At 64.3% G+C, this 22,854-nt stretch carries 27 protein-coding genes; 8 read left to right on the top strand and 19 right to left on the bottom strand.

The genetic code is table 11. The features are described from left to right. Positions 1-103: 103 nt before the first annotated feature. On the bottom strand, positions 104-532 hold the full coding sequence (locus B2527_RS04125) for a VOC family protein (protein WP_293706277.1): 429 nt from the start codon (positions 530-532) through the stop codon (positions 104-106). Between the two features lie 6 nt (positions 533-538). On the opposite strand from B2527_RS04125, the gene B2527_RS04130 reads away from it, so the two are divergent. Together B2527_RS04130 and B2527_RS04135 are read left to right on the top strand one after the other, a co-directional pair. Then, positions 539-2,212: a serine hydrolase gene (locus B2527_RS04130; protein WP_414716990.1), complete on the top strand. Its 1,674-nt coding sequence runs from the start codon at positions 539-541 to the stop codon at positions 2,210-2,212. Between the two features lie 192 nt (positions 2,213-2,404). Next, entirely contained in the window at positions 2,405-4,237 is a 1,833-nt protein-coding gene (locus B2527_RS04135; protein ID WP_293706278.1) for an ABC transporter ATP-binding protein, read from the top strand. A gap of 313 nt (positions 4,238-4,550) precedes the next feature. On the opposite strand, the gene B2527_RS04140 is transcribed toward B2527_RS04135, so the two are convergent. From B2527_RS04140 to B2527_RS04175, 9 genes are all read right to left on the bottom strand, one after another. Beyond that, positions 4,551-4,847, bottom strand: a complete 297-nt coding sequence (locus B2527_RS04140) for a hypothetical protein (RefSeq protein ID WP_293706279.1) — start codon at positions 4,845-4,847, stop codon at positions 4,551-4,553. 22 nt (positions 4,848-4,869) lie between these two features. Continuing rightward, positions 4,870-5,367, bottom strand: a complete 498-nt coding sequence (locus tag B2527_RS04145; protein ID WP_293706280.1) for a hypothetical protein — start codon at positions 5,365-5,367, stop codon at positions 4,870-4,872. 51 nt (positions 5,368-5,418) lie between these two features. Next, complete coding sequence (locus tag B2527_RS04150; RefSeq protein ID WP_293706281.1) at positions 5,419-5,871, bottom strand: iron chaperone; 453 nt, start codon at positions 5,869-5,871, stop codon at positions 5,419-5,421. A gap of 93 nt (positions 5,872-5,964) precedes the next feature. Then, the gene (locus B2527_RS04155; protein WP_293706282.1) at positions 5,965-6,549 is read right to left on the bottom strand and encodes a TMEM175 family protein; all 585 of its coding nucleotides are present in this window, start codon (positions 6,547-6,549) and stop codon (positions 5,965-5,967) included. 77 nt (positions 6,550-6,626) lie between these two features. Continuing rightward, positions 6,627-6,965, bottom strand: a complete 339-nt coding sequence (locus B2527_RS04160; RefSeq protein ID WP_293706283.1) for a tRNA-binding protein — start codon at positions 6,963-6,965, stop codon at positions 6,627-6,629. Between the two features lie 69 nt (positions 6,966-7,034). Next, positions 7,035-7,448, bottom strand: coding sequence for a hypothetical protein (locus B2527_RS04165; protein WP_293706284.1), 414 nt, complete (start codon positions 7,446-7,448; stop codon positions 7,035-7,037). Positions 7,449-7,751: 303 nt separating this feature from the next. Continuing rightward, positions 7,752-7,955, bottom strand: a complete 204-nt coding sequence (locus B2527_RS19560) for an excalibur calcium-binding domain-containing protein (RefSeq protein WP_414716991.1) — start codon at positions 7,953-7,955, stop codon at positions 7,752-7,754. Between the two features lie 50 nt (positions 7,956-8,005). Beyond that, entirely contained in the window at positions 8,006-8,440 is a 435-nt protein-coding gene (locus B2527_RS04170; RefSeq protein WP_293706285.1) for a hypothetical protein, read from the bottom strand. Positions 8,441-8,570: 130 nt separating this feature from the next. Next, positions 8,571-10,373, bottom strand: a complete 1,803-nt coding sequence (locus tag B2527_RS04175) for a DUF885 domain-containing protein (RefSeq protein ID WP_293706286.1) — start codon at positions 10,371-10,373, stop codon at positions 8,571-8,573. Between the two features lie 307 nt (positions 10,374-10,680). Between B2527_RS04175 and B2527_RS04180 the strand changes: the two genes are divergently transcribed. Continuing rightward, on the top strand, positions 10,681-11,472 hold the full coding sequence (locus B2527_RS04180; RefSeq protein ID WP_293706287.1) for a DUF4349 domain-containing protein: 792 nt from the start codon (positions 10,681-10,683) through the stop codon (positions 11,470-11,472). A 157-nt stretch (positions 11,473-11,629) separates the two neighbouring features. Here the strand turns inward: B2527_RS04180 and B2527_RS04185 are convergent, their stop codons facing one another. The 3 genes from B2527_RS04185 to B2527_RS04195 form a co-directional block, all read right to left on the bottom strand. Beyond that, entirely contained in the window at positions 11,630-11,878 is a 249-nt protein-coding gene (locus B2527_RS04185; protein WP_293706288.1) for a hypothetical protein, read from the bottom strand. A gap of 6 nt (positions 11,879-11,884) precedes the next feature. Continuing rightward, positions 11,885-12,286 (bottom strand): OsmC family protein, encoded by a 402-nt coding sequence (locus B2527_RS04190; RefSeq protein WP_293706289.1) that lies wholly within the window; start codon positions 12,284-12,286, stop codon positions 11,885-11,887. Positions 12,287-12,503: 217 nt separating this feature from the next. Then, on the bottom strand, positions 12,504-13,406 hold the full coding sequence (locus tag B2527_RS04195) for a peptidylprolyl isomerase (protein WP_293706290.1): 903 nt from the start codon (positions 13,404-13,406) through the stop codon (positions 12,504-12,506). A 153-nt stretch (positions 13,407-13,559) separates the two neighbouring features. On the opposite strand from B2527_RS04195, the gene B2527_RS04200 reads away from it, so the two are divergent. The 4 genes from B2527_RS04200 (at position 13,560) to B2527_RS04215 (ending at position 15,756) form a co-directional block, all read left to right on the top strand. Continuing rightward, positions 13,560-13,922: a PadR family transcriptional regulator gene (locus B2527_RS04200; protein WP_293706291.1), complete on the top strand. Its 363-nt coding sequence runs from the start codon at positions 13,560-13,562 to the stop codon at positions 13,920-13,922. Next, positions 13,922-14,920 carry a sensor domain-containing protein gene (locus B2527_RS04205; RefSeq protein WP_293706292.1) on the top strand — a complete coding sequence of 333 codons (999 nt, stop codon included), beginning with the start codon at positions 13,922-13,924 and terminating at the stop codon, positions 14,918-14,920. The genes B2527_RS04200 and B2527_RS04205 overlap by 1 nt, the downstream gene beginning before the upstream one ends. Before the next feature lie 163 nt (positions 14,921-15,083). Beyond that, positions 15,084-15,440, top strand: coding sequence for a DMT family transporter (locus B2527_RS04210; protein WP_293706293.1), 357 nt, complete (start codon positions 15,084-15,086; stop codon positions 15,438-15,440). A gap of 1 nt (position 15,441) precedes the next feature. After that, positions 15,442-15,756, top strand: a complete 315-nt coding sequence (locus B2527_RS04215) for a DMT family transporter (RefSeq protein WP_293706294.1) — start codon at positions 15,442-15,444, stop codon at positions 15,754-15,756. Positions 15,757-15,910: 154 nt separating this feature from the next. On the opposite strand, the gene B2527_RS04220 is transcribed toward B2527_RS04215, so the two are convergent. Together B2527_RS04220 and B2527_RS04225 are read right to left on the bottom strand one after the other, a co-directional pair. After that, a complete protein-coding gene (locus B2527_RS04220) occupies positions 15,911-17,224 on the bottom strand; it encodes a polyhydroxyalkanoate depolymerase (protein ID WP_293706295.1) in 1,314 nt (437 codons plus the stop codon). Positions 17,225-17,305: 81 nt separating this feature from the next. Next, positions 17,306-17,902: a class I SAM-dependent DNA methyltransferase gene (locus B2527_RS04225; RefSeq protein WP_293706296.1), complete on the bottom strand. Its 597-nt coding sequence runs from the start codon at positions 17,900-17,902 to the stop codon at positions 17,306-17,308. 63 nt (positions 17,903-17,965) lie between these two features. On the opposite strand from B2527_RS04225, the gene B2527_RS04230 reads away from it, so the two are divergent. Next, positions 17,966-18,421, top strand: a complete 456-nt coding sequence (locus B2527_RS04230; protein WP_293706297.1) for a CopD family protein — start codon at positions 17,966-17,968, stop codon at positions 18,419-18,421. A gap of 176 nt (positions 18,422-18,597) precedes the next feature. On the opposite strand, the gene B2527_RS04235 is transcribed toward B2527_RS04230, so the two are convergent. The 4 genes from B2527_RS04235 to B2527_RS04250 all read right to left on the bottom strand — a co-directional run. Then, entirely contained in the window at positions 18,598-19,362 is a 765-nt protein-coding gene (locus B2527_RS04235; protein WP_293706298.1) for an alpha/beta hydrolase, read from the bottom strand. A 303-nt stretch (positions 19,363-19,665) separates the two neighbouring features. After that, on the bottom strand, positions 19,666-20,421 hold the full coding sequence (locus tag B2527_RS04240) for a tetratricopeptide repeat protein (protein ID WP_293706299.1): 756 nt from the start codon (positions 20,419-20,421) through the stop codon (positions 19,666-19,668). A 26-nt stretch (positions 20,422-20,447) separates the two neighbouring features. After that, positions 20,448-21,407 (bottom strand): acetyl-CoA carboxylase carboxyltransferase subunit alpha, encoded by a 960-nt coding sequence (locus B2527_RS04245; RefSeq protein ID WP_293706300.1) that lies wholly within the window; start codon positions 21,405-21,407, stop codon positions 20,448-20,450. A 76-nt stretch (positions 21,408-21,483) separates the two neighbouring features. Continuing rightward, the coding region (locus B2527_RS04250; RefSeq protein WP_293706301.1) for an OB-fold nucleic acid binding domain-containing protein at positions 21,484-22,854 on the bottom strand (1,371 nt) is incomplete at its 5' end.

Here is a 22,854-nt window from a genome sequence, read left to right on the forward strand (position 1 = left end):
TGGGGAGGGGTTGGCTTTTGGGCCTTTTGCTTGCTGTGGGCTTCGCGGCTTACGCGGCTCCTGCAGGGGGGCTTGTAACGCCCCTGCCGAGCATGGCTCGGCACTACGTGGTTGGGGCCCAGGGGTCATAGCTGCCGAACCACCACAGGTGGCCCTCGGGGTCGCGGCAGGCGTAGCCGCGGCCGCCGTAATCCTGGTTGGCGATGTCGATCACGATCTCCGCACCGGCAGCCTTGGCCTGCGCATAATGCGCGTCGGCGTCACTGACGATCACGCAGGCACTCTGCGTCTCCATGCCGCCGACTTCGTCGGGCTGGATCATGTTGCTGCCCCATTCGCCAGGCTGCACCGAGCCCAGCATGATCATGCCGTTGCCGAATACCAGCTGCGCATGGTGAACCACCTCGCCGTCCTGGTAGACGGCATGGCGCTGGAACCCAAAGGCCTTGCACAGCCAATCGATCGCGGCCGGTGCGTCGCGGTAGCGCAGGCAGGGGATGATGGTGGCGGTGGTACGGGCGGCCAAGTCCATGGGGGCATGCGGGCAGTTGTGGAAAGGCGAGGGTGGCCGCGCTCGCGTTACCATCGCGAGAAGACCGGCCCGGCGCCGGCATCGATCCAAAGGGAGAGCGTATTGAATAGTTGGTTGGGTGGCGGGCTGGTGCTCGCAATGGGCGTGGTGGCACCGATGGCGGCAGCACAAGACGCGGTGCCGACGGAACTGCAGCAGTTGGACGCCACGGTGGAGCGTGTGCGCCAGCAGTTCGACGTGCCGGGCGTGGCAGTGGCGGTGGTCAAGGACGGCAAGGTGGTGCTGGAGCGCGGCTGGGGCCTGCGTGAGCTGGGCAAGCCGGAGCCGGTGCAGGCCGATACCCTGTTCGCCATTGCCTCCAATACCAAGGCCTTCACCGCGACCTCGCTGAACCTGCTGGCCGAGGGAGGCAAGCTGAAGATGGACGACCGGGTGGTGGATCACCTGCCGTCGTTCCGCATGTCCGACCCCTACGTCACCGGCGAGATGCGCATCCGCGACCTGCTCTCGCACCGCAGCGGTTTGAGCCTAGGCGCAGGCGACCTGCTGTTCTGGCCGACCACCCGCTACAGCAATGCCGAGGTGGTAGCGCGGCTGGCGCAGGTGCCGTTGAAGAATGGCTTCCGTGACCGCTATGCCTACGACAACATCCTGTACGCGGTGGCCCAGCAGGTGATCGAGAAGGTGTCCGGGCAGTCGTTCGCCGACTTCCTGCAGCAGCGCATCTTCGACAAGGTAGGCATGGCCGACACCCGTTACAACGCCGATCACCTCAAGCCGGGTGACAAGGCTGCCGTTGGCCACGCCAAGTACGACTTCAAGGACCTGCGGCCGGTGCCGCCGCTGACCTGGTCCAACAACGCCGGTGCCGGTGGCATCTATTCCAGCGTGCATGACCTGGCCAAGTGGATGAACGTGCAGCTGGCCGAGGGCAAGCTTGCCGATGGCACGCCGCTGTTCAGCGAAAAGACCCAGCAGCAGATGTGGCAGATGCAGATCCCGCAGGTGGTGCCCAAACCGTCGGTACCGGAACTGGCGGCCGCACGTCCCAACTTCGCCGGTTATGGCGAGGGCTGGAGCCTGAGCGATTACCGTGGGCAGAAGCTGGTCTGGCATACCGGCGGCTGGCCGGGCCAGGTGTCGCGGCTGACCCTGGTGCCGGAGCAGAACCTGGGTGTGGTGGTGCTGACCAACCAGGAATCCGGGGCCGCCTTCAATGCCATCACCATGAGCGTGCTGGATGCGATGCTGGGTGCACCGGGCCATGACTGGGTGGGCGCCTACGCCGCCGGTGTGGCCAAGGCGCAGGGCAATGCCGACGAGGGCTGGGACAAGCACGTGGCCGCGCGTGATGCCAGGAGCAAGCCGTCGCTGCCGCTGTCCGGCTATGCCGGTGCGTACCGTGATGCGTGGTATGGCGATGTGTTCGTCGAGCAGCAGGGGGGCAAGCTGCGCCTGCGCTTTGGTGCCACCGCCGACCTGGTGGGCACGATGGAGCATTGGCAGCACGACACCTTCATCGTGCGCTGGGACAACCGCTCGCTCAACGCCGACGCCTTCGTCAACTTCAGCCTGGACCCGGACGGCAAGGTGCGCGAGGTGCGCATGCAGGCGGTGTCGTCCTTGACCGATTTCAGCTTCGACTTCCAGGACCTGCTGCTGAAGCCGAAGGCGGAATGAAGCGTTTGTAGGAGCGGCGTAAGCCGCGAAATCGGGAAATCATCAGGTTGCAGCTGTTTCGTGTACGGAAAGGGCGCCAGCTTCGCGGCTGACGCCGCTCCCACAACCAGACAGATCCACAGCGCCTAGACAGACACAACACAGGCCGCGATGGGACAATCGCGGCCTGTTCCGGTTTTACAGGTCGTGGCGATGCTGCGCTGGTTCGAGTCCCTGATTCCCGTTTTTCCGCCGGTCGATACCCGCACGCCACCGCGTGGCGTGGTGCGTTTCTACCTGCATTACCTGCGACCGGTATGGCCGGTGCTGCTGGCAACGCTGGTCGCCGGCCTGCTGCTGGCATTGGTGGAAGTGGCGATGTTCGACTTCCTCGGCCGCATCGTCGACATGCTGGCCGACAGTGCCGGGCCGGGCTTCTTCCAGCGCCATGCCAGTGAGTTGCTGTGGATGGCCTGCATTACCCTGCTGGCGCGGCCGCTGCTTGTGGCACTGCACAACCTGCTGGTCAACCAGTCCATCGTGCCTGGCCTGAGCAACCGTTCGCGCTGGCTGATGCACAACCACGTGGTGCGGCAGAGCCTGAGCTTCTTCCAGAACGACTTTGCCGGCAGCGTTGCCAACCGGGTGATGCAGACCGGCACCTCGCTGCGTGAATCGGCTGTGCAGATGGTGGATTCGCTGTGGTACATCGTGGTCTATACCGGTACCGCGCTGTATCTGTTCGCGCAGGCCGACTGGCGGCTGATGCTGCCCCTGGCCGCGTGGCTGCTTGCCTATATCGCTATCGGCGTGTACTTCGTGCCGCGCATGAAACACCGCGCCTGGATCGCGTCCGATGCGCGCTCGCGCGCGATGGGGCGCATCGTCGATGGCTATACCAACATCGCCACGCTCAAGCTGTTCGCGCACAGTGGCCACGAGCAGCGCTATGTGGCCGAGGCCATCCAGGAACTGGCCGAAAAGCACCGCGCACAGACCCGCATCACCACCGGGCTGGAGCTGGTCATTGCCATCCTCAACGGTTTTTTGATCGTCGGCACCTGCGGGCTGGCCTTGTGGCTGTGGCAGGCCAGCCTGATCAGCGTGGGCGCGATCACCCTGGCCACCGGGCTGGTGATTCGCATCCACAACATGTCCGGCTGGATCATGTGGACCATCAACGGCATCTTCGAGGACATCGGCACCGTGCAGGACGGCATGGAAACCATCGCCCAGCCGCTGACGGTGCAGGATGCAGCCGACGCCAAACCCTTGCTGGTCAGCGCCGGCGCGGTGGATTTTGAGAATGTGCACTTCCACTACGGCAAGCGCGGTGGAGTGATGGCCGGTTTGAACCTGGCGGTGAAGCCGGGCGAGAAGATAGGCCTGGTCGGTCCGTCGGGTGCCGGCAAATCCACACTGGTAAACGTGCTGCTGCGGCTGTATGACCTGGGAAGCGGGCGGATCCTGATCGATGGCCAGGACATCGCCCACGTCACCCAGGACAGTCTGCGTGCACAGATTGGTGTGGTCACCCAGGATACGTCGTTGCTGCATCGCTCGATCCGCGACAACCTGCTGTACGGCCGGCCCGATGCCAGCGAGGAGCAGCTGCGCGCCGCCGTGGCCAAGGCGCGTGCCGAAGGCTTCATCGCGTCCCTGGTTGATGGACAGGGACGGCAGGGCTATGACGCCCATGTCGGCGAGCGCGGGGTGAAGCTGTCCGGCGGCCAGCGCCAGCGCATCGCCATTGCCCGCGTGCTGCTGAAGGATGCACCCATCCTGATCCTCGACGAAGCCACATCGGCCCTGGATTCGGAAGTGGAAGCGGCGATCCAGGACAGCCTGGACGAGTTGATGGGCGAAAAGACCGTGATCGCCATTGCCCACCGTCTGTCGACCATCGCGCGCATGGATCGCCTGGTAGTGATGGATCAGGGCCGCATTGTCGAAACCGGCACCCATGCCGAGCTGGTTGCCGCAGGCGGGTTGTATGCACGTTTGTGGGCGCGCCAGACCGGGGGCTTCGTGGCCGTTGAAGGTTGAGCCGTTGCTGCCGGTAGTGCCGAGCCATGCTCGGCAGCGTCGGACCTGTAGTGCCGAGCCATGCTCGGCAGAGGCCTTCCCGGTAGCGCCCCAGACGAGCACGGCTCGGCACTACGGCCCCCTCCCTTGCGTAGCAGGGGAGGGTTGGGGAGGGGTTGGCTTTTGCACGGTTTGTTGGATTACCAGCTTCGCGGCTTAGGCCGCTCCTACTGGGGCTCTTGCCGAGCATGGCTCGGCACTACAGATCAGGCCTTGCCGAGCATGGCTCGGCACTACAGGTCAAGCATTGCCGAGCATGGCTCGGCACTACGGTTCATGGCGTGCCGATGCGTACCAGCAGCAGGCCGGCCACCACGGTTGCGATGGCCGCCACCACCGCCAGCGCCAACAGCCAGCTGCGGCAGCGTTGGCGCTGGCTGGCACGCATTGCGGTATCAAACAGCGCCACCCTCTGCTGCTCGCTCTCAGCGATCAGCGCCTTGGCCTTGGCTGCACCCAGCTCGGCGTCCAGGCGCCCGGCCTTGATGTCCTCGGCAATGACTTCCAGTTGCTGCATCACGTTGAACTGCAGTTTCTGTAATTGCAGCTGGGTGTCGTCGTGATTGGACAAATGGGAACCCTCGCGGTTGAGGTCAGGCAGAAGGAGACTGCAGGGCTTGCCGGATCACCCGTGACACGATCACCGGATCATCGCTGGACATATGGTGCCCCAGCCGCAACAAGCCGATGCCGAAAAAAGGCATCAGCAGGCCCGGCAGCACCGCGGGCAGCAGCATCAGGTCAAACCTGCCCAGCTGAAGTGCGGCCACTGTGGTCCACAGCACGCAGAAACCAAGCCAGAAAAGCATGAAGACGACGACCAATGGCGGCATTGCATACGCGCCGCGCAGCTCGCAACCCTGTGGGGTTGCGTAAAGACTGCCGCGGAAGTGTGGCTTGAACGAATTCCGCATCACTGTCCGGTGATAAAGATGCACGTGCTTGTCGCTTATCGAGCCTACGACGCTGCCGGTGAAGGTCAGGTTGCCTCGTGCGGTGGCGGCACACAATGCCTGCATGGCCTGCTCGGGTGGTAGCGGGCTGGTGTATACGGCTTGCGTGCGAGGGAACAGCCAGGTCCAGAAAGACATGCGATCTATCGCTGCGGGGTAGAACACAATAGCCGCAGATACCCGCTTTGCCTATTGCAGGCTGCTGTCGCGCTTGCGCTGGGCTTTCTTGACCAAGGCGGTGATCTTCTTCTCAACCTCGGGGGTGAGTTCCGCAAGGGCGAAAGAGGTTGCCCACATCGGCCCGTCATCCAACATCGCGGTGTCATTGAAGCCCAGCGTGGAATAGCGTGCGCCAAACTTGCTGGCGCCCTGGAAGAACAACACGACCTTGCCGTCGCGGGCATAGGCGGGCATGCCGTACCAGGTCTTGGGCAGCAGCGTGGGCGCGGTGGCGGTGACAATGGCATGCAGGCGCTCGGCCATCGCGCGTTCGGCAACCGGCATTTTGGCGACCTTGGCCAGTAGTTCAGCCTCGCCATCGGCGCGCAATCTGCCGGCCTTTGCTTCGAGTTTGAGTTCGAGTGCGCGTTCCTTCATCGCGGCCTGTTCGGCAGCGGTAAATCCATTCGACTTGCTGGCCATGGTGGTGCCTGGTCAAGGAGGTGCTGCATTTTTAACCGACCGTGGCTGTCGATGTGTAAAACACCCGTGCAGCGACGGGGTGTGAAGTGGTCGTTACTCCCCGGACTGCCCCAGCTCCCGCTCGATGCGCCGGTCCGGGATCAGCCACAGCAAGGCCACCAACGCATACACGGCCTGGGCAAGATGCACCTGCGCAAAGCTCAGCCCGATGCCGGTGATATAGAGCACCGGCGACAGCTTGCCCTTCCAGTCGCCGCCCAGCGCGTGCTGCAGCTGCGAGTTGCGACCATCCGCGGCGACGATGCGCCGTTGCAGTATCCAGTAGGCCACCGCGGCGGCCAGCAGGATGCAGCCATAAAGCGCGGTCGGCAGTGGCTGATTGTTGTAGTCGTCCATCCAGTGGGTGGCGAACGGCAGCAATGACAACCAGAACAGCAGGTGCAGGTTGGCCCACAACACGCTGCCGGTGACCTTGCGGCAGGCCTGCAGCAGATGGTGGTGGTTGTTCCAGTAGATGCCGACGTAGATGAAGCTCAGCACGTAGCTGAGCAAGGTGGTGAGCAGCGGGCGCAGCGCGTCCAGCGATGCACCCTCCGGTGGCCGCATCTCCAGCACCATGATGGTGATGATGATGGCCAACACGCCATCGCTGAATGCCTCAAGCCGCCCCTTGCCCATTATCGGTCCACCGCTGCCATGATGGACGCGACGCTAGCACGTGGATACGTCAGAGGCATGTGTTTGCCCGGGCCTGCTCAGAGCAGGCGGGTACCCAAGGGGACATCATGCTCGGGCATGCACAGGGTCACCTGGCCATCGGCGTTGTGGAAGCCGGTCACCAGGCATTCGGACATGATCGGGCCGATCTGCTTGGGCGGGAAGTTGACCACCGCCACCACCAGCCGGCCGAGCAACTGGGCCGGGGTGTACAAGGCGGTGATCTGCGCGCTGGATTTGCGCACGCCCAGTTCCGGGCCGAAATCCACCTGCAGCTTGTAGGAAGGGTTGCGTGCCTCGGCGAACACCTCGGCGGCAATGACCCTGCCCACGCGCAGTTCCACCTTGGTGAAATCATTCCAGCTGATGGTATCCATAACAGGTGCCTGCCATTATCGGGTGCAGTCAATGTGCGCAAGCGAGAGCTGCCAGGCAAGGGCCATCGGTCACGGGGAACAGCCGGGCTCAACGCGGTGGCTGCGGGACATAAACCTCATGCCATAGCGTGATCTTGCCGTGGTTGTCGAACTGCATGAGCAGCATGGCCTGGGGGTCTCGCGACGGTCATCGTCATGGCTGATGTGGGCCAGAATGGAGAGGGCCACCGACTGCGCGTCGACCAGGGTATGCAGCACATCGTAGTCAATGCCGCGCATGCCGGCCTTCATGCCGTTGAGGAATGTCAGATAGGTGGCGCGGGTAGCTTCATAGCGCCGGCCGTTGGGTTCCACCACAAAATGGTCGGCGAAACATTCGCCCACGGCTGCCTCGTCCAGCACCGAGGCTGTGTTGAGATTGCGTCGATTCCAATCAAGCACGGCCAGGGCGCGCTGCAGTACGTGGTCGCGGGAATGCATCATGGGCTGGGTACTCCTATGCAGGTCGGGGGGGGGCTGCAGGCAGCTGCAACTGCATGGGTTGATAGGTCAAGCCTGCAGGCTGTGCTGTCTCGCTGCGGCATTTCGGGTGAGGATCAGTTTTTTCCTCCAGTCGTCTGGCAGCGCTTCTGATGCGGCGATGGCTGCGCCGGCGGGGCAAGTGGACGTGTGATCATGCTGCTCGACAGGTCATGATGCGCCACTGGTGGAGGGGAACTGTTCCGCATCCTACCGCTGCTTGCGATGCGGAAAGCGAACAGGGCGGGGGTTCCCAAGGCGGGGTTGCTACCGGCGTGGTTCGCCATCGATGCCGTCGTTGTCGTGGTGAAGATGGCTGCCGCAACCTGGATCACCCCGCCTGACCGGTGCCGCGCCGGTGGCATGAGCCTCTTTGCGGTTGGTGAACACGCGCGCCATTGCTTTCCGCGGCAGAGCGCAGGCTTGTGATAGTGCAGGGGGGCCTTCGGCGCAAGCACTGCAGCCGATCATTACCAGCCAGGCGAAGGTGAACCTCTCTACGGCGATCCGGGCCTGCGGGCTTAGCGCCGGGTCTGCTCATAGATGGCCGCCACCTGCGCGAAGCTGGGGTCGGACATGCCCATGCCGTTGACGAACACGGCAGGCGCGCCTTGCCGCAGCACGGCCACGGTACGGTCCACCGCCGCGCGCTGTTCGGCGGTGGGGTTGGTGAGAGTGAAATCCACCGAGCTGCCGCGCGTTACCGGGATGCCACGGTCCTGCAGGGCGCGTACCAGCGCATCGGCGCGTTGCGCCCGTTCCGAGGGGCAGTTCGGTGGCGCCAACACCAGTACGGTATTGCGCGGCGTGCTGCCGGGCATTTCAACCGGGACGAATTCGCCGGCATTGACGGTGGTGACAGCTGGGGACGTGCCATCGGCAGCCGGTCGCTTCAACCACCAGTTGAGCCCACCGGCCAATCCCAGGGCGATGAGTAAGATGCTGCGCCAGCCCATGATGCCTCCTGCATTTCCGTCCTGTGCGTCTTGTAGCCGTTGGCCGCGTCCTTGGCAATGCGGTGGATGGGCTGGCCAATGGAAAAGCCCGGGCAGGGCCCGGGCTTTTCGGTGAACATGGGTGCTGGGCTTACTCGATCGGCTGTTCCAGCATCAGCTGGCGGGCGAAGCGCACCGGCGGCGCACCGTAGGACAGGATCTGGTCGTGGTAGGCCTTCAGGTTGAAGTTCGCACCCTGCTTGTCCTGCACGGCCTTGCGGGTGTCGAAGTGCTCCTGCGCACCGACGAAGTAGGTCGGCAGCTGGGCCGAGGTGAGCTGTGCGCGCACCCACTTGCCCGAGGCTTCGCTTTCCTGCTGGAAGGCATCGTGGGTCATCAGGTGCATGGCCTGCTCGCGGCTCCAGTTGTCTACGTGCACGCCCTGGTCGAGGATGGCGTTGGCAATGGTGCGCAGGTAGAACTTCAGCTGCACCAGATGGAACAGCGGATCGTTATCCAGGTAGCCCTGCTCCTGCATCATCCGCTCGGTGTAGACCGCCCAGCCTTCGGCAAACAGGCCCGAACGCATCACCGCACGCAGCGTGGACGGGAACTTGCCCGAGTGCCAGCCTTCCAGGTAGTGGCCCGGGGTGCCTTCGTGGATGGACAGCAGGTGGATCATGCGGCTGTTGTATTCGCGCAGGAAGGAATCCACCTGCTTGTCGTTCCAATCGTCCGGAATCGGCGAGACCGCGTAGAAGGTCTTCAGGTTCTTGTCCAGCGGGCCCGGCGAATCGCAATAGGCCACGGCCACGCCACGCTGGAATTCCGGCATCAGGATGATGTCGACCGGCGCATCGGGCAGGGTCATCAGGTCATGCTTGCGGACGAACTCGGTGGACTGGTCCAGCGCCGCCTTGGCGTCTTCCACCACCTTGTCGCGGGCCGGCTTGTCGGCATAGGCCAGTTCCAGCGCGGCCTCGATGGCCTTCTGCTGCTGGTCGTCGGTGGGGTTGGCCGGCATGTCCGGGGCGCCCGGCTTGTCCTTCAATACCACCTGGGCGATGCCGTACATGTCCTTGCGCACGCGGGTCAGCTCGGCGCGGGCACGCTCGCCGATCTCGGCGCGCGACAGCGAGGAGTTGAGCGAGAACTTCAGCTTCTGGTCGTACTTTTCCGCACCGATGCGGAATTCACCCTTGGCATTCGGCACCAGGGTTTTGTCCAGCCAGGTCTGCTGCTCCTCCACTGCGGTGGTGAGGGTGGCGATGGCGGCCTTCAGGCGCTCCTGGTCGGCGGCTTCGAGCTGGCCGATGTTGGGGACGATGAAGGTTTCAACCAGGCTGAGAATGCCGCGGTTCTGCTTGGCCACGGTTTCGGCGTGGATCTTCGGCACGCGCGCCGGGTCCAGGTTGGCGCGGGCGGCAGCGAAGATCTGCGGGATCTGCTCGATGCGCGCGGTGGCCGACTTCAGGCGGTCCGGCAGCGGCGCGAACTCGCGGGCCATCAGGCCATAGATGGCGCTGCCGGCCAGGCCGTTGTAGACCTGCGGGTCCCACTTCCACGACTGCAGGTTCTCGTTGGACCAGATATCGGACTGCAGCTGGTTGCGCAGGATGGCGGCATCCACCTGGTTCTCGCGGCCGAGCTTGCTCACGTCCAGCGTGTCCAGCTCGGCGAGCAGGGCCTTGCTGGCGTCCAGGCTCTTCTGCTGGCCGGCCGCGCTGACGTCGTCGAGCTGGCTGTCATAGCGGTGGTCGCCGATCTGGGTGGCGCTGACCGGGGACAGCTGCATCCAGGTGTCCAGCGCCTTTTTCGACAATTCGGCGAACTGTGCATCGGCCTGGCTTTGGCCGGCCTGCTCGGTGGAGGAGGACGGCGCGGTCGGGGCGTCGCCGCTCTGGCAGCCGGCCAGGCTGGCGAGCAGGGCGGCGGCGAGCAGGTGCTTGCGCATCGGTATTCCTGTTGCTGAGGGGAAACCCCGAGCATAGGGGGACGCGCCCCGGCCCGCACATGCCGATGGTTGGTGGCAGCTTGCCGAAACAGGTGGTTCAGTGCAGCCGAGGCCCCGTAGCCCGGGTAAGCGCAGCGCACCCGGGGGCGTGATTCACCCGGGTAATCAAATCTCCGGCTCACCGAATCCCCGGGTGCGCTGCGCTTACCCGGGCTACGGGGCGATGCTGCTCTGCACACAGTCTTAGCTTTCGTATTCAGCTATATGGCTATGCTGCGCGCAGCCCACCGCCTGGAACTACGGAAGCATGAAACGACCGCACGGAAGTACGTTGGCAATGGCGTTGGGCCTGCTGTTGGCATTCACCGGCTGCGCCAAGCATGAAATGTCGGCGGAGACCGCCGCCGTTGCCGCCGATGCGGTGCAGTCGCCGGAAGGGGCGTTTCTGGCGTATGAGCACACCGTGCAGCTGCAGCTGCCGGGCAAGGACATCGCGCCACGGGTGAAGGCGGTGGCCGAGGCCTGCCAGAGCGCCAAATACGGCGACTGCGCGGTGCTCAATGTGTCCCAGCAGGGCGGCGATACCCCCAGTGGTTCGATCAAGCTGCGTATCGCGCCCAAGGGCGTGGAGCCGATCATTGCCCTGGCCAGCGAAAAGGGCGAGGTGAGTACCCGCAATACCGAGGCCGAGGACCTGGCCCAGCAGGTAGCCGACACCCAGTTGATGCAGGACCGTTTGAAGGCCGAGCACGCACGCCTGATCGAGTACCAGCAGCGGCGTGACCTTGAGGTGGCGGATCTGCTGACGATTTCCCAGCGTCTGTCCGAGATCGAAGCCGGGCTGCAACAGGCCAACCGTGATGCCGCCCAGCAGCACCGCCGCATCGACACGCAGTTGGTCACCATCAACATCGACTCGACCAACAGCCAGCGCAGCCGTAGCGAGATTGGCCAGGCATTCGGCGATTTCGGCGAGATATTCAGCACCAGCCTGGCCTACCTGATCCGCATCGCCGCAGGCTTGCTGCCGGTGATCCTGATTGGCGGCGTTCTGGCCTGGCTGGTACGCCTGTGGTGGCGCAAGCGTCGGAAGAAGTAAGCAGCTGCGCGAGCAGCGGTACAAACCACGGGGCGAGTGCCACCTCTATTCCCTCCCCTGCGCATCAGGGGAGGGTCGGGGAGTTCTGGGGCCCAGCCGCAGCGCAGTGTCTCGCGGCTCATGCCGCGCCTGCCGACGGGCGGCTCCCCGATTGCAGTCAACCGTGCAGGTGCAGCTCCGGAATGCGCTTCTCGTGCGCGGCAAACAGTTCCTGGAACTCTTCTTCGTTGAACTCATCAGGCAGATACACCGCCACCTGGCTGCTGACGCCATCGGCGTCAATGCGCTCGCGTGGGCCCGCGCGCAGTGATACTTCGCGGTCCTTCCAGGTGGTGACCCAAGGCGTCTCATCCCATTGGGTCACTTCAGCGTTGTCTGCATCCCAGATAACAACAATCGTAAACATGGCGTCTCAACTCTTCAGGGCGCGGTGTTCGCTGGTGATGGTCGCACCTTCGCCCATCACCTTGGTGACCGGCGTGCGGGTGGCTACGTCCAGTAGTCGTTCCCATTGTTCGACGGTCAATGCGCCGGTAGCAGAAAGAATGCGGTGCACCTGCAGCTTACCGGCTTCATCGCGGCTGGAGGTGAGCTCGGCGTTGAACTCACCCAGCTCCCAGCCTTTTTTCTCTGCATACATCCGCAAGGTAATCGCGGTGCAGGCGGCCAGCGATGCCAGATACAGGTCGAACGGCGCCATGCCTGCGTCCTGGCCGCCCAGCCGCGCTGGCTCATCGGCAACAAGTTCGTGGACGCCGTTGCTGATGCGATGGGCGTAGTTGTTTCCCGTTGATTGAATGGTGACGTGGGCCATGGCGGCTTCCTTCGGAACGAGCAGTCAAATTATCTTCAGACCATTGCTTCGGGTAGTCATCGTTTATTGCTCACATCGTCCCATTGCCTGAACGCTGTCCAGATATCAGACGGCGTCCGCTCCGCGAAAGGGGGGGTGTAGTGCCGAGCCATGCTCGGCAATGGGCTTTGCCGGTAGAGCTGCTGCCGAGCATGGCTCGGCACTACAGGGGATGCTTCTACCTGACCCGTACCGGCAACGGGATGTTGCACAGGTCGATGTGGCCGGCGGCGCGCTTGTAGAAGCCATCCACGCGGTTGCGACGCGCTTCCACCGCATCAGCGAAGGTCTTCGAATCGGTACGCAGCACCTGCAGCTTTACCCGCTGCGCTTCCGGCAATTCGCTGGCCAAGGTGATTGCTTTGATCTGCGTACGTTGCGCGGGATCTTCATAGAAGCCCATCGGGTCGGGGCCGCGCTTGATCGTACTGAGCAGTTCCATGCCCTTGAGCACGCGGCCCACCAGGGTGATGTTGCGGTCCAGCTGGCGCGGCGATTGGCCGGTGACCACATAAAGCTCCGCACCGACGCTGCTGTCCTCGTCGTTGTTGCGACCAGCGCCGAGCGCACCATAGCAATGCGCCAACCAGGCATTCTTGCCATCGCTGCCAACGGCGAAGTCGTCAACGAAGCCGGTGCGGGAGGCCCAACCATCGCGGTCGGGCAGAGCGGTGAAGGCCAGGCCTTGCAGCGGTCGCTGGAATTCGGCGGGCAGATGAGACTTGGCGCTGCCCATCGACTTGGCTTTGGCCGCGTCGTCGGCATCGGCGTCGCCGAACTGAACAACGAAGTTGTCCTGCGAGCGGTAGATGCTCAGCCCATCCCAGAAGTGCTCCCTGGCCATCGTGCGGATATTGCCGGCGTGCTCGGGGGCGAACTGCGGGGCCAGCTCGATGATGACGCGGCCGCCTTCCAGGTCCATGTACAGCGTGTTTTCCGCCGCCGGGGTGTGCCAGTCGCTGGCCGGCGCGGCGTCGATGATCTCCTGGGCGCTGCGGTACTTGGCGGGGGCGTCGGCCGCCAGCAGGGGCAGCGGGGACAGCGACAGGGCCAGGGCAAGCAGGCAGGGACGTAGCGTCATCGGGCGCATTCCAGTTGGGTGTGGGCCGATTCTGCGCGATTGGCCGGGGCACCCGCCAGCGCCGTGACGGCGGTAGGGGTGACTACCGGCATATTCACTATAGCGAACTAAATACTAGTATTTGCTTCAGGCTAGTTGGCGGGAGTGAAGGCCATGACGGAGTTGGATGCACATCTGCGCAAGTTCCAGAAGGAATTGAGCACAGGCACGGTGTCGCTGGCCCTGCTGGCGGTGCTGGCCAAGGCGCCGGAGCCGCTGTACGGCTACCTGATCGCCAAGGAGCTGGAGCGGATAGGCGATGGGGTGCTCAGCGGCAAGCAGAGCGCGCTGTATCCGGTGCTGCGCAACCTGGAAGCTGCCGGCCTGCTGGAAAGCCATGTGGAGCCTTCGGTGGCCGGGCCACCGCGGCGCTACTACCGCATCAATGACGACGGTCGTGCCGCGCTGCGGCAGTGGGTCGCCGCCTGGAATGCCACCCGCGACTCGGTCGAGTCCGTACTGGAAGGGATCAAATGATGAATACCGAACACAACACGCGACCGCTGCCGACCACCATCCCCGAATACCTGGACCAGCTGCGCGCGGCATTGGCAGGTGCCGACCTGGCGATGATCCAGGACGCGCTGTACGACGCCGAGGAATACCTGCGCTCGGAGCTGGCCGAACAGCCGGGCAAGAGCGAGGCCGAGGTGATTGCTGGTGTGGCCGGCAGTTATGGCGCGCCGGAAGAGGTGGCCGGGATCTACCGCGAAACCGAGGTGACGGTGAACCGCGCCCTGCGCACGCCGCGCCCGGCATCACGTGTCATGCCAGCAGCTGCTGCTGCGGTGGCTGACGCGAGCGCGTCCCCCGTTGAGCCAGGTGTCGCCGCACCGGCGCGCACGCCAGCACCGCGATCCTTGCTGGCGCGCTTCTTTGGCGTGGCGCTGGATCCGCATACCTATGGCGCGCTGTTCTACATGCTGCTGTCGCTGGCCACTGGCATCTTCTTCTTTACCTGGGTGGTGACGGGCCTGTCGGTGTCGGTGTCCTTGCTGATCCTGATCATCGGTATCCCGATCCTGCTGTTGTTCCTGGGTTCGGTGCGGGTGTTGTCGCTGGTGGAAGGGCGCATCATCGAAACCATGCTGGGCGTGCGCATGCCGCGCCGGCCCGCCTATACCGACCGCAGCCAGGGTTGGCTGCAGCGCATCGGTGCGATGTTCTCGGACGGCCGCACCTGGCTGACGATGCTGTACTTCGTGCTGATGCTGCCATTGGGGACCCTGTATTTCACTGTGGCCACGACCTTGTTGTCGACGTCGTTGGCGCTGGTGTTCGCCCCTGTGGCTGCACTGTTCACCAATGAGGCAATCGGCATCTGGATCGACGGCGTCAATGTCGCCAGCTCCTTCTGGCTGTGGCCATTGTCGGTGGGTGTTGGCGTGCTGCTGCTGTTTGGCACGCTGCATCTGGCGCGAGGCATCGGCAAGCTGCATGGCGCGATGGCCAAGCATCTGCTGGTGCGCTTGTAAGCGCCGCTTTGCGGGGGGATGTAGACGAGGGCGCCAACGGCGCCCTCGTTGTATCCGTAGTGCCGAGCCATGCTCGGCAGAGGCTTTCCCGGTAAGGCCTCTGCCGAGCATGGCTCGGCACTACCACGCGCTATGCTGGTGCCCGATTTTCTAGGAGAACACCATGGCCGGCAAAGGCTGGTTCTATGTGGCCCTGACCTGCCTGTTCGAGTTGGTCTGGGTGTATGGCTTCAACGTGGCTGCCACATGGTGGCATTGGATTCCGATCATCGTGGTGATCGTGGTGGACTTCCATTGGTTGGCCAAGGCCTGCGAATCGTTACCCACCGGCACGGTGTACGCGGTGTTTGCCGCCGTTGGCACGGTGGGGACCGCGCTGATGGATATCTTCCTGTTCGATGGCAGCTTCAGCCTGGCCAAGGGGGTGTTCATGGCGGTGCTGGTGGCGGGCGTGATCGCGTTGAAGCTGGCCGATGGCAAGGTGGCTGCCGCGTCTGATGCTAACGGGCAGGGAGGCTGACATGGGCTGGTTTCTGGTGATTGCCGCTGCCTTGATGGAGACGCTGGGCGTGATTGGCCTGAAGCGTTACAGCGGGCGCAAGAGTCTGTTGAACGCGACCTTGTTCTTCGGCGGGTTTGGCGCTTCGTTTGTGCTGTTGTACCAGTCGTTCCGCTATATCCAGCTGAGCATTGCCTATGCGGTGTGGATTGGTTTGGGAACGGCGGCTGCGGTGCTGGTGAACATGCTGTTCTTTGGTGAGTCGCGGAGTACGGCGCGCTTGCTGAGCCTGGCAGTGATCGTGGTTGGGGTGGTGGGCTTGAAGGCGGTTTCTTGAAAGCAGAAGGCCCCTGGAGTGCCGGGGCCTTGGGGTTTGCTTGTCAGTTTCTGCAGCGCTGCCGTTGCCGAAATCGTCTGGCTTCGGTTTGCCCTCACCCCAACCCCTCTCCCGTGAACGGGAGAGGGGCTTCAAGCAAGCTTCAAGCGGCGGCTCAGCGTTGGGCGCGGCGGCGCAAGGGGGTGACGTTGCTGCTGGCCTTCTTTGCTTTTTTGGCAGCCGGCTGCGCGGACTGGGCGCTGAAGAAATCCCGCATCTTCGGGTACACCACTTCGCGCCAGCGGCGGCCGCTGAAGATGCCGTAGTGGCCGGCACCTTCGACGATGAAGTGGTCGCGGCGCGAGGCCGGGATGCCGGTGCACAGTGCCTGCGCGGCTTCGGTCTGGCCGAGGCCGGCAATATCGTCCAGCTCGCCTTCGATGCTCAGCAGGGCGGTGTCGCTGATCGCCGACGGGTCCACGTGTTCGCCGCGCACATACCACTCGCCACGCGGCAGCAGGAATTCCTGGAACACCACGCGGATGGTGTCCAGGTAGAACTGCGCCGGCATGTCCAGCACGGCGTTGTATTCGTCGTAGAAACGGCGATGCGCGTTGGCATCGTCCAGGTCGCCCTTGACCAGATCGGTGTAGAAATCCCAGTGCGACATCAGGTGGCGGCTGGGATTCATCGACATGAAGCCGGCGTGCTGCAGGAAGCCCGGATAGACGCGACGGCCCTGGCCCGGATACGGCGCCGGAATGGTGTGGATGACGTTGTTCTCGAACCACGACATCGGGTTGCGGGTGGCCAGGTTGTTGACTGCGGTCGGGCTGCAACGCGCATCGATCGGGCCGCCCATCATCACCAGTGAGCGCGGCGTGGCTTCGCCGCGGCTGGCCATCAGTGACACCGCCGCCAGCACCGGCACGGTTGGCTGGCAGACGCTGACCACGTGCACGTTCTCGGCGCCGAGGTGGCGGATGAATTCCTGCACGTATTCGATGTAGTCGTCCAGGCCGAACTCGCCCTGTTCCACCGGCACCATTCGCGCGTCGACCCAGTCGGTGACATAGACGCGGTGGTCGCGCAGCAGGGTGCGCACGGTATCGCGCAGCAAAGTGGCGTGGTGGCCGGACAGCGGCGCCACCACCAGCACGATGGGCTGCGCCAGCAAGGCCTCGACCTTGGAGGTTTCATTGCTGTGGCGCTTGAAGCGCAGCAGCTTGCAGAACGGCTTTTCGACCTCGGTGAGCTGGGCGATGGGCACGATCTCACCGTCCAGTTCCAGCTCGTGGATGCCCCATTCCGGCTTTTCGTAGTCCTTGCCCAGGCGGTGGAACAGCTCGTTCATCGCCGCAAAGCGATCGGCGCCGGGCATGGACGACCACCAGTGGCCGGAGTTATTGAAGAACGACGCATTGGCCTGCGCCTGGTGGACCCAGGGCGCGAGCAGGTTGCGGGTCAACTCATGCAGTTGGTAGAGCATGGTTTCTCAATATGTACAGTCATATGATGCTGTGCAGCATAGCGCACTATGACATTTGCGGCGTTAAGCAGGTATCGGCCTTTAGTCGGCCCTTTCCAGCGCGGCGATGTCCTCGCTGAACGCGGGGGCCAGCCAGCAATGCGAACCGACCGGACGGAAGCCCACCTCGCGCAGCTGGCGCCGGTACCAGCGGGCCGGGCGTTGCTGGAAGCCGTCGTGGTCGCCATGGAATTCGTCCTCGGCGGTGAACAGCTCCAGGAAGGCGACCCCGCCGCACAGCTCGGCCAGGCCCGGCAGTCCCTGGCGCAGCTCGCGGCTGGGCACGTAGTGCATGACGTCCGAGCAGACCAGCAGGTCCACCGGCGCGCAGGGCCGCAGCCACTGGAAATCGCCGAAGCTGGCCAGGTGCAGGTTGCGGGTGCGGCCGTAGCGGCGCACTGCATATTCGCTGCTGTCAAAGCCCTTGTACTGCAGCTTGGGCCGCAGCTTGAGCAGCGGTGCACGCCAGGCGGCTTCACCGGCGCCGATATCGAGCACGCTGCGGATCGGGCGTTCCAGGTAGTACTCGGCGGCGGCAACGGCCAACTGCACCTTGCGCGCGAGCCGGGCCGGGCCGCCGATATCGTCGCGGCGGTACCAGCGTTGGAAGTAGTCGGCGTCGTACTGCTTGTCCTGCATGTGCGTGTCTTGTGCGGATGGGCGAAAATGGGGCACATCCTACGCCGCCGATGGAGCCAGCGCATGCAGTCGTACTTTTGGGTAAAGACCTTCCACCTTGTTTTCGTGGTGGCGTGGATGGCCGCGGTGTTCTACCTGCCGCGCATCCTGGTCAACATCGCCGAGGCGGCGGGGCAGCCGCCGGTGGTGGAACGGCTGCAGCTGATGGGCAAGCGCCTGTACCGGTTTGGCCACATCATGTTCGGTATCGCCTTCATTCTCGGCCTGGTGCTGTGGCTGGGCTACAAGGTGCTGCCCGACTTCCCGACCATGGTGGCGCCGGGCGCTGCCGGTTGGCTGCATGCCAAGTTGGGGTTGGTGGTGCTGCTGATGGTCTATTTCACCTTCACTGGGCGCTGGCTGAAGGGCACGCTCAAGGGCAAGGCACTGCCGTCCTCTGGCACGCTGCGCTGGTTCAATGAGCTGCCGCTGGTGCTGTTCATTGCCATCGTGTATCTGGTGCTGGCCAAGCCGTTCTGAGTTGTTTTAAGGGGCTGCGAAGATCAACGGCCCCCCTCCCAACCCTCCCCTTGGCTGCGTCAAAGGGAGGGCTTGAGCTCTCTGCCCCCTCCCTTGCGCGTAGCGCAGGGCCCACGCGCTGCTCCCTCCCTTTGGCGCAGCCAAGGGGAGGGCGGGGGAGGGGTAGGCTTCAAGCCTTACCGCCTCCGTAGTGCCTGCGCAAACTGCGGATAGGCGGAAACATCATTGTGGTCGGCATCGGCAATTGTCACCGCTTGTGCCACGCCGGGCGGGAATCGCTGCAACAGACGCAGTGAGCTGGCAGTCGGAATCACTTCGTCCCTGCCGGCGATGATCAGCGTGGTGGGCGCTTTGATGCCGGCGACGTAGCGTCTGGAGTCGTAGTGGTCGCGCAGCAACAGCCGCACCGGGAAGATCGGGAACATGCCGGCGGCGAGGTCGCCGATGCTGTCATACGGGGTGATCAGTACCAGCCGTTGCACCGGTCGTGCTGCGGCAAGCTGCACGGCAACGCCCGAGCCCAGGCTGCGGCCGATCACGGTAATGCCGGTGGCACCGCTGGCGCTGGCGTCGTACAGGGCCAGCGCATCGGCGATCAGCCGTGCTTCGGTGGGTGAGCCGCTGCTGCCGCCATAACCGCGGTAGTGCATGGCGTGGATTGCTGCCCCCGGGAAGGCCTGCTGCAGCATCGGCAGCGCCTGCGAGACGTCTTCGGCATTGCCACCGAAATAGAGCACCCGCTGAGGGCTGGCCTGCTTGTTGCTGGAGATGAGGATATCGGCATCAGCGCGGTGCAGGGTCCAGTGCGGTACTGCCGGATCGCGGGGCACCGGGTGGTAGAGCAGGCCGCGCGCGTTGTAGGCGAGCAGGGCGCAGGCCAGCAGGTACAGGCCGATGATCAGGCTGAGGGAGATCAACAGGATTTTCAGCGGGGTGGTCATGCGGTCCGGCCTTGCTGGGCTGTCTTGATGATGCATCTTGTGTCCGCTGCGTTGCAGCGCTCCCCCTCTCCCCAACCCCTCTCCCGCAAGGGGAGAGGGGCTTCAAGCTGCAATTGCTGGCGATCGAGGATTCATTAGCTCATTTCCCCTTGCGGGGCGACTGAGAGCAGCTTGCGAACCATCGGTTCGCTGCTCTCTTAACGCCTTTGTGCAAGCGAAGACAGGGGCGCGAAGCGGGGGTTGGGGAGAGGGGGGTGTACGCAGAAATAAAGGCCGGCATTGCCGACCTTCCTTTCCTGACTCTCAACCTGCCGGTTCCAACAGCCGCAACTCCTTGCGCGCCGCGTCGATCCAGGCGCGCTGCGCCTGCTGGTAGTAGCGCGGTGAAGTCTCGGCACGGTCCAGAATATTGCGAAGCTGCACAACGGCATCGCCATCGCGCCCTTTGCGCTTGAGCAGCAAGGCATAACGCAGGCGTGCTTCCTCGCCCGGATAACCGCCTACCAGGGCGTCGTACTCGTGCAGGGCGGCATCGATGTCGCCGCTGTCCTCCACCGTGCGCGCGTACAGCAGGTGGCCCTCGTGTGAGCGGAAGCTGGGGTTCGCGGCGATCAGTGCATCCAGGGTCTGTTTGGCCTTGGCGGCCTGGCCAAGGCCGTACTGGGCCTTGGCCAAGCCCAGCATCAGCTCCGGATCTTCGCGGTGGATGCCTCGCATTGCGCTTTCGAACTGCGCGGCGGCCTCGGCGTACTCGCCGCGGGCGAGATGTTCGTCGCCAAGGTGGCGGCGGTTGTCGACGGTATCGGAGACGCGCAGGCGCTGGTCAGCCTCGCGTTTGCGCCGTTGTGGATCGATCTGGTCGCGCACCTGGCGCAGGCCACGTCGTGCTGCCGGGTTGTTGCGCAGGCCCGGCAGTACCTCGGCAATGAAGTAGATCAGCACCGCCAGGTAGGAGAACACCAGGATGATGAAGATCCAATACAGCGGCCGCCCGGTGCGCACGACGTGTACGCAGCAGGCGATCTGCAGCAGCAGCGAAAGCAGAATGATCGGACTCATCCCTGTGTCCTCGGTCTGGAAGCGGCTCAGGCCGCTTCGTAGGCACCGTAGCTGCGCAGGCGCTTGTAGCGCTGCTCCAGCAGTTCTTCCACGCTCAGCTTGTCCAGCGCGTCCAGCTCGTTGAGCAGCACGGCCTTCAGGCGCTTGCCCATCTGGGTGGGGTTGCGGTGTGCGCCGCCGATCGGCTCGCGGATCACCTTGTCGATCAGGCCCAGGCTCTTCAGTCGCGGCGCGGTCATGCCCAGCTGCTCGGCGGCGTCCTTGGCCTTGCCGGCGTCCTTCCACAGGATGGACGCGCAGCCTTCCGGGCTGATCGTCGAGTAGACGCTGTATTCCAGCATCAGGGTGCGGTCGCCCACGCCCAGCGCCAGGGCGCCGCCGGAGCCGCCTTCACCGATCACCGTGCAGATCACCGGCACCTTCAGCTCGGCCATTTCCATCAGGTTGCGGGCGATGGCCTCGGATTGGCCGCGTTCTTCGGCGTCGATGCCCGGCCAGGCACCGGCGGTGTCGATCAGGGTCAGCACCGGCAGGCCGAAGCGCTCGGCCATCTTCATCAGGCGCAGTGCCTTGCGGTAGCCCTCGGGCTTGGGCATGCCGAAGTTGCGCTTGACCTTTTCCTTGGTGTCGCGGCCCTTCTGGTGGCCGATCAGCATCACCGGACGGCCGCCGATGCGGGCCAGGCCGCCAACAATGGCCTTGTCATCGGCAAAGGCGCGATCGCCGGCCAGTTCCTGGAACTCGTCGCAGAAGATGCGGATGTAGTCCAAGGGGTAGGGGCGCGACGGGTGGCGGGCCACCTGCAGCACCTGCCAGGAGGACAGGTTGCGGAAGATCTGGGCAGTACGCAGGCGCAGCTTGTCTTCCAGCGCCTTGACCTCAGCATCGACATTGACCGCCGGCCCGGCGCTGGCACTGCGCAGGTCCTTGATCTTGGATTCCAGATCGGCGATGGGTTGCTCGAAATCGAGGTAGTTCGGGTTCATCGGAAACCGTCAGCAATGAAAGGGGGGAAGTGTAGCCGAACGCGCCGTATCAACCCGTACGCGTCCGTCCGGACAATCAATTGGCCCAGGGCGGGCTGTACTTGACCTTGACCCGGCGCACGGCCGGATCCTCGCGCAGGGCGTCGAGCAGGGCCGGGGTGACCCGGACCGCGCCGCTGCTGCCCAGGTCGAGCATGCCGGCAATGCTGCCACTGGGCTTGCCGTTGAGCAGCAGGTCCAGCCGCAGTGGGGTACGGCCCGGGCGGTGCGCGGCCAGCAGGGCGTCGATGCGCTGCCAGATCGGGCCACCGCGGCCGTCCACCCGCATCGACACGCGCAGGGCGTGGTCGGCGCACAGTTGCTCGTAGTCCCAGCACTGGCGGATGCGCAGGGCATAACCGCCGTTGAATTCGTCCTCGCGCAGGCCGCCCTTCACCACCAGGATGCGGTCCTTGGTCATCAGGTGGCCGAACTCGGCCAGGCCGTCGGAGAAGGCGCTGCATTCCACGCGGCCCTTGCCGTCTTCCAGGGTCACGAAGACCTGGCTGTCACCCTTGCGGCGTACACCAATGACCATGCCGGCAAGGATCACCGGAGATTCCTGGCGCCAGGCACGCTTTTCGCCATCCTTGGAGGGGAAGGCCGGTGCGATCAGTTTGTCCAGGCCGCCCAGGTCGGTGCCGACCAGTTCCTTGACGTCGTCGGCATAGGGATCGAACGGGTGGCCGCTGAGGAAGAAGCCCAGCGTTTCGCGCTCGCCGTTGAGCAGCTGCGCCAGCGGCCATTCCCTGCTCTCGGGCAGATCCAGCTGACTGGCCGTGCTGACCGGGTCGGGGGCACCGAACAGGGAGTTCTGCCCGGAGGCCTTCTCGCGCGCCATCTGTTCGGTGGCCTTGATCACTTCCGGCAGCTGCAGCGCCAGCGTTGCGCGGTTCTTGCCGATGCCGTCGAAGGCGCCGCAGTTGATCATCGCTTCCAGCGTGCGGCGGTTGAGCTTGCCCGATTCCACGCGGACGCAGAAGTCCAGCAGCGAGGCATATTCGCCGCCGCGTTCGCGCTGTTCCACCACCGCTTCGCAGGCACCCTGGCCGACGCCCTTGATCGCCCCCAGGCCGTAACGGATGGTGTCGGCGTTGGCAGCCTCGAACATGTAAGCCGAATCGTTGACACGCGGTGGCAGCACTTTGAGGTTGAGGTTCTTCACCTCGGCCAGGAAGCCCACCACCTTGTCGGTGTTGTCCATGTCCGAAGACAGCGTCGCGGCCATGAACTCGGCCGGGTAATGGCGCTTGAGCCAGGCGGTCTGGTAGCTGACCAGGGCGTAGGCGGCGGCGTGCGACTTGTTGAAGCCGTAGCCGGCGAACTTCTCCATCAGGTCGAAGATCTCGTCGGCCTTGGGGCCATCGACGCCACCCTTGGCCGCACCTTCGCGGAAGATCTCGCGGTG

The sequence above is a fragment of the Stenotrophomonas sp. UBA7606 genome, from assembly GCF_002477705.1.
Lineage (GTDB): Bacteria > Pseudomonadota > Gammaproteobacteria > Xanthomonadales > Xanthomonadaceae > Stenotrophomonas.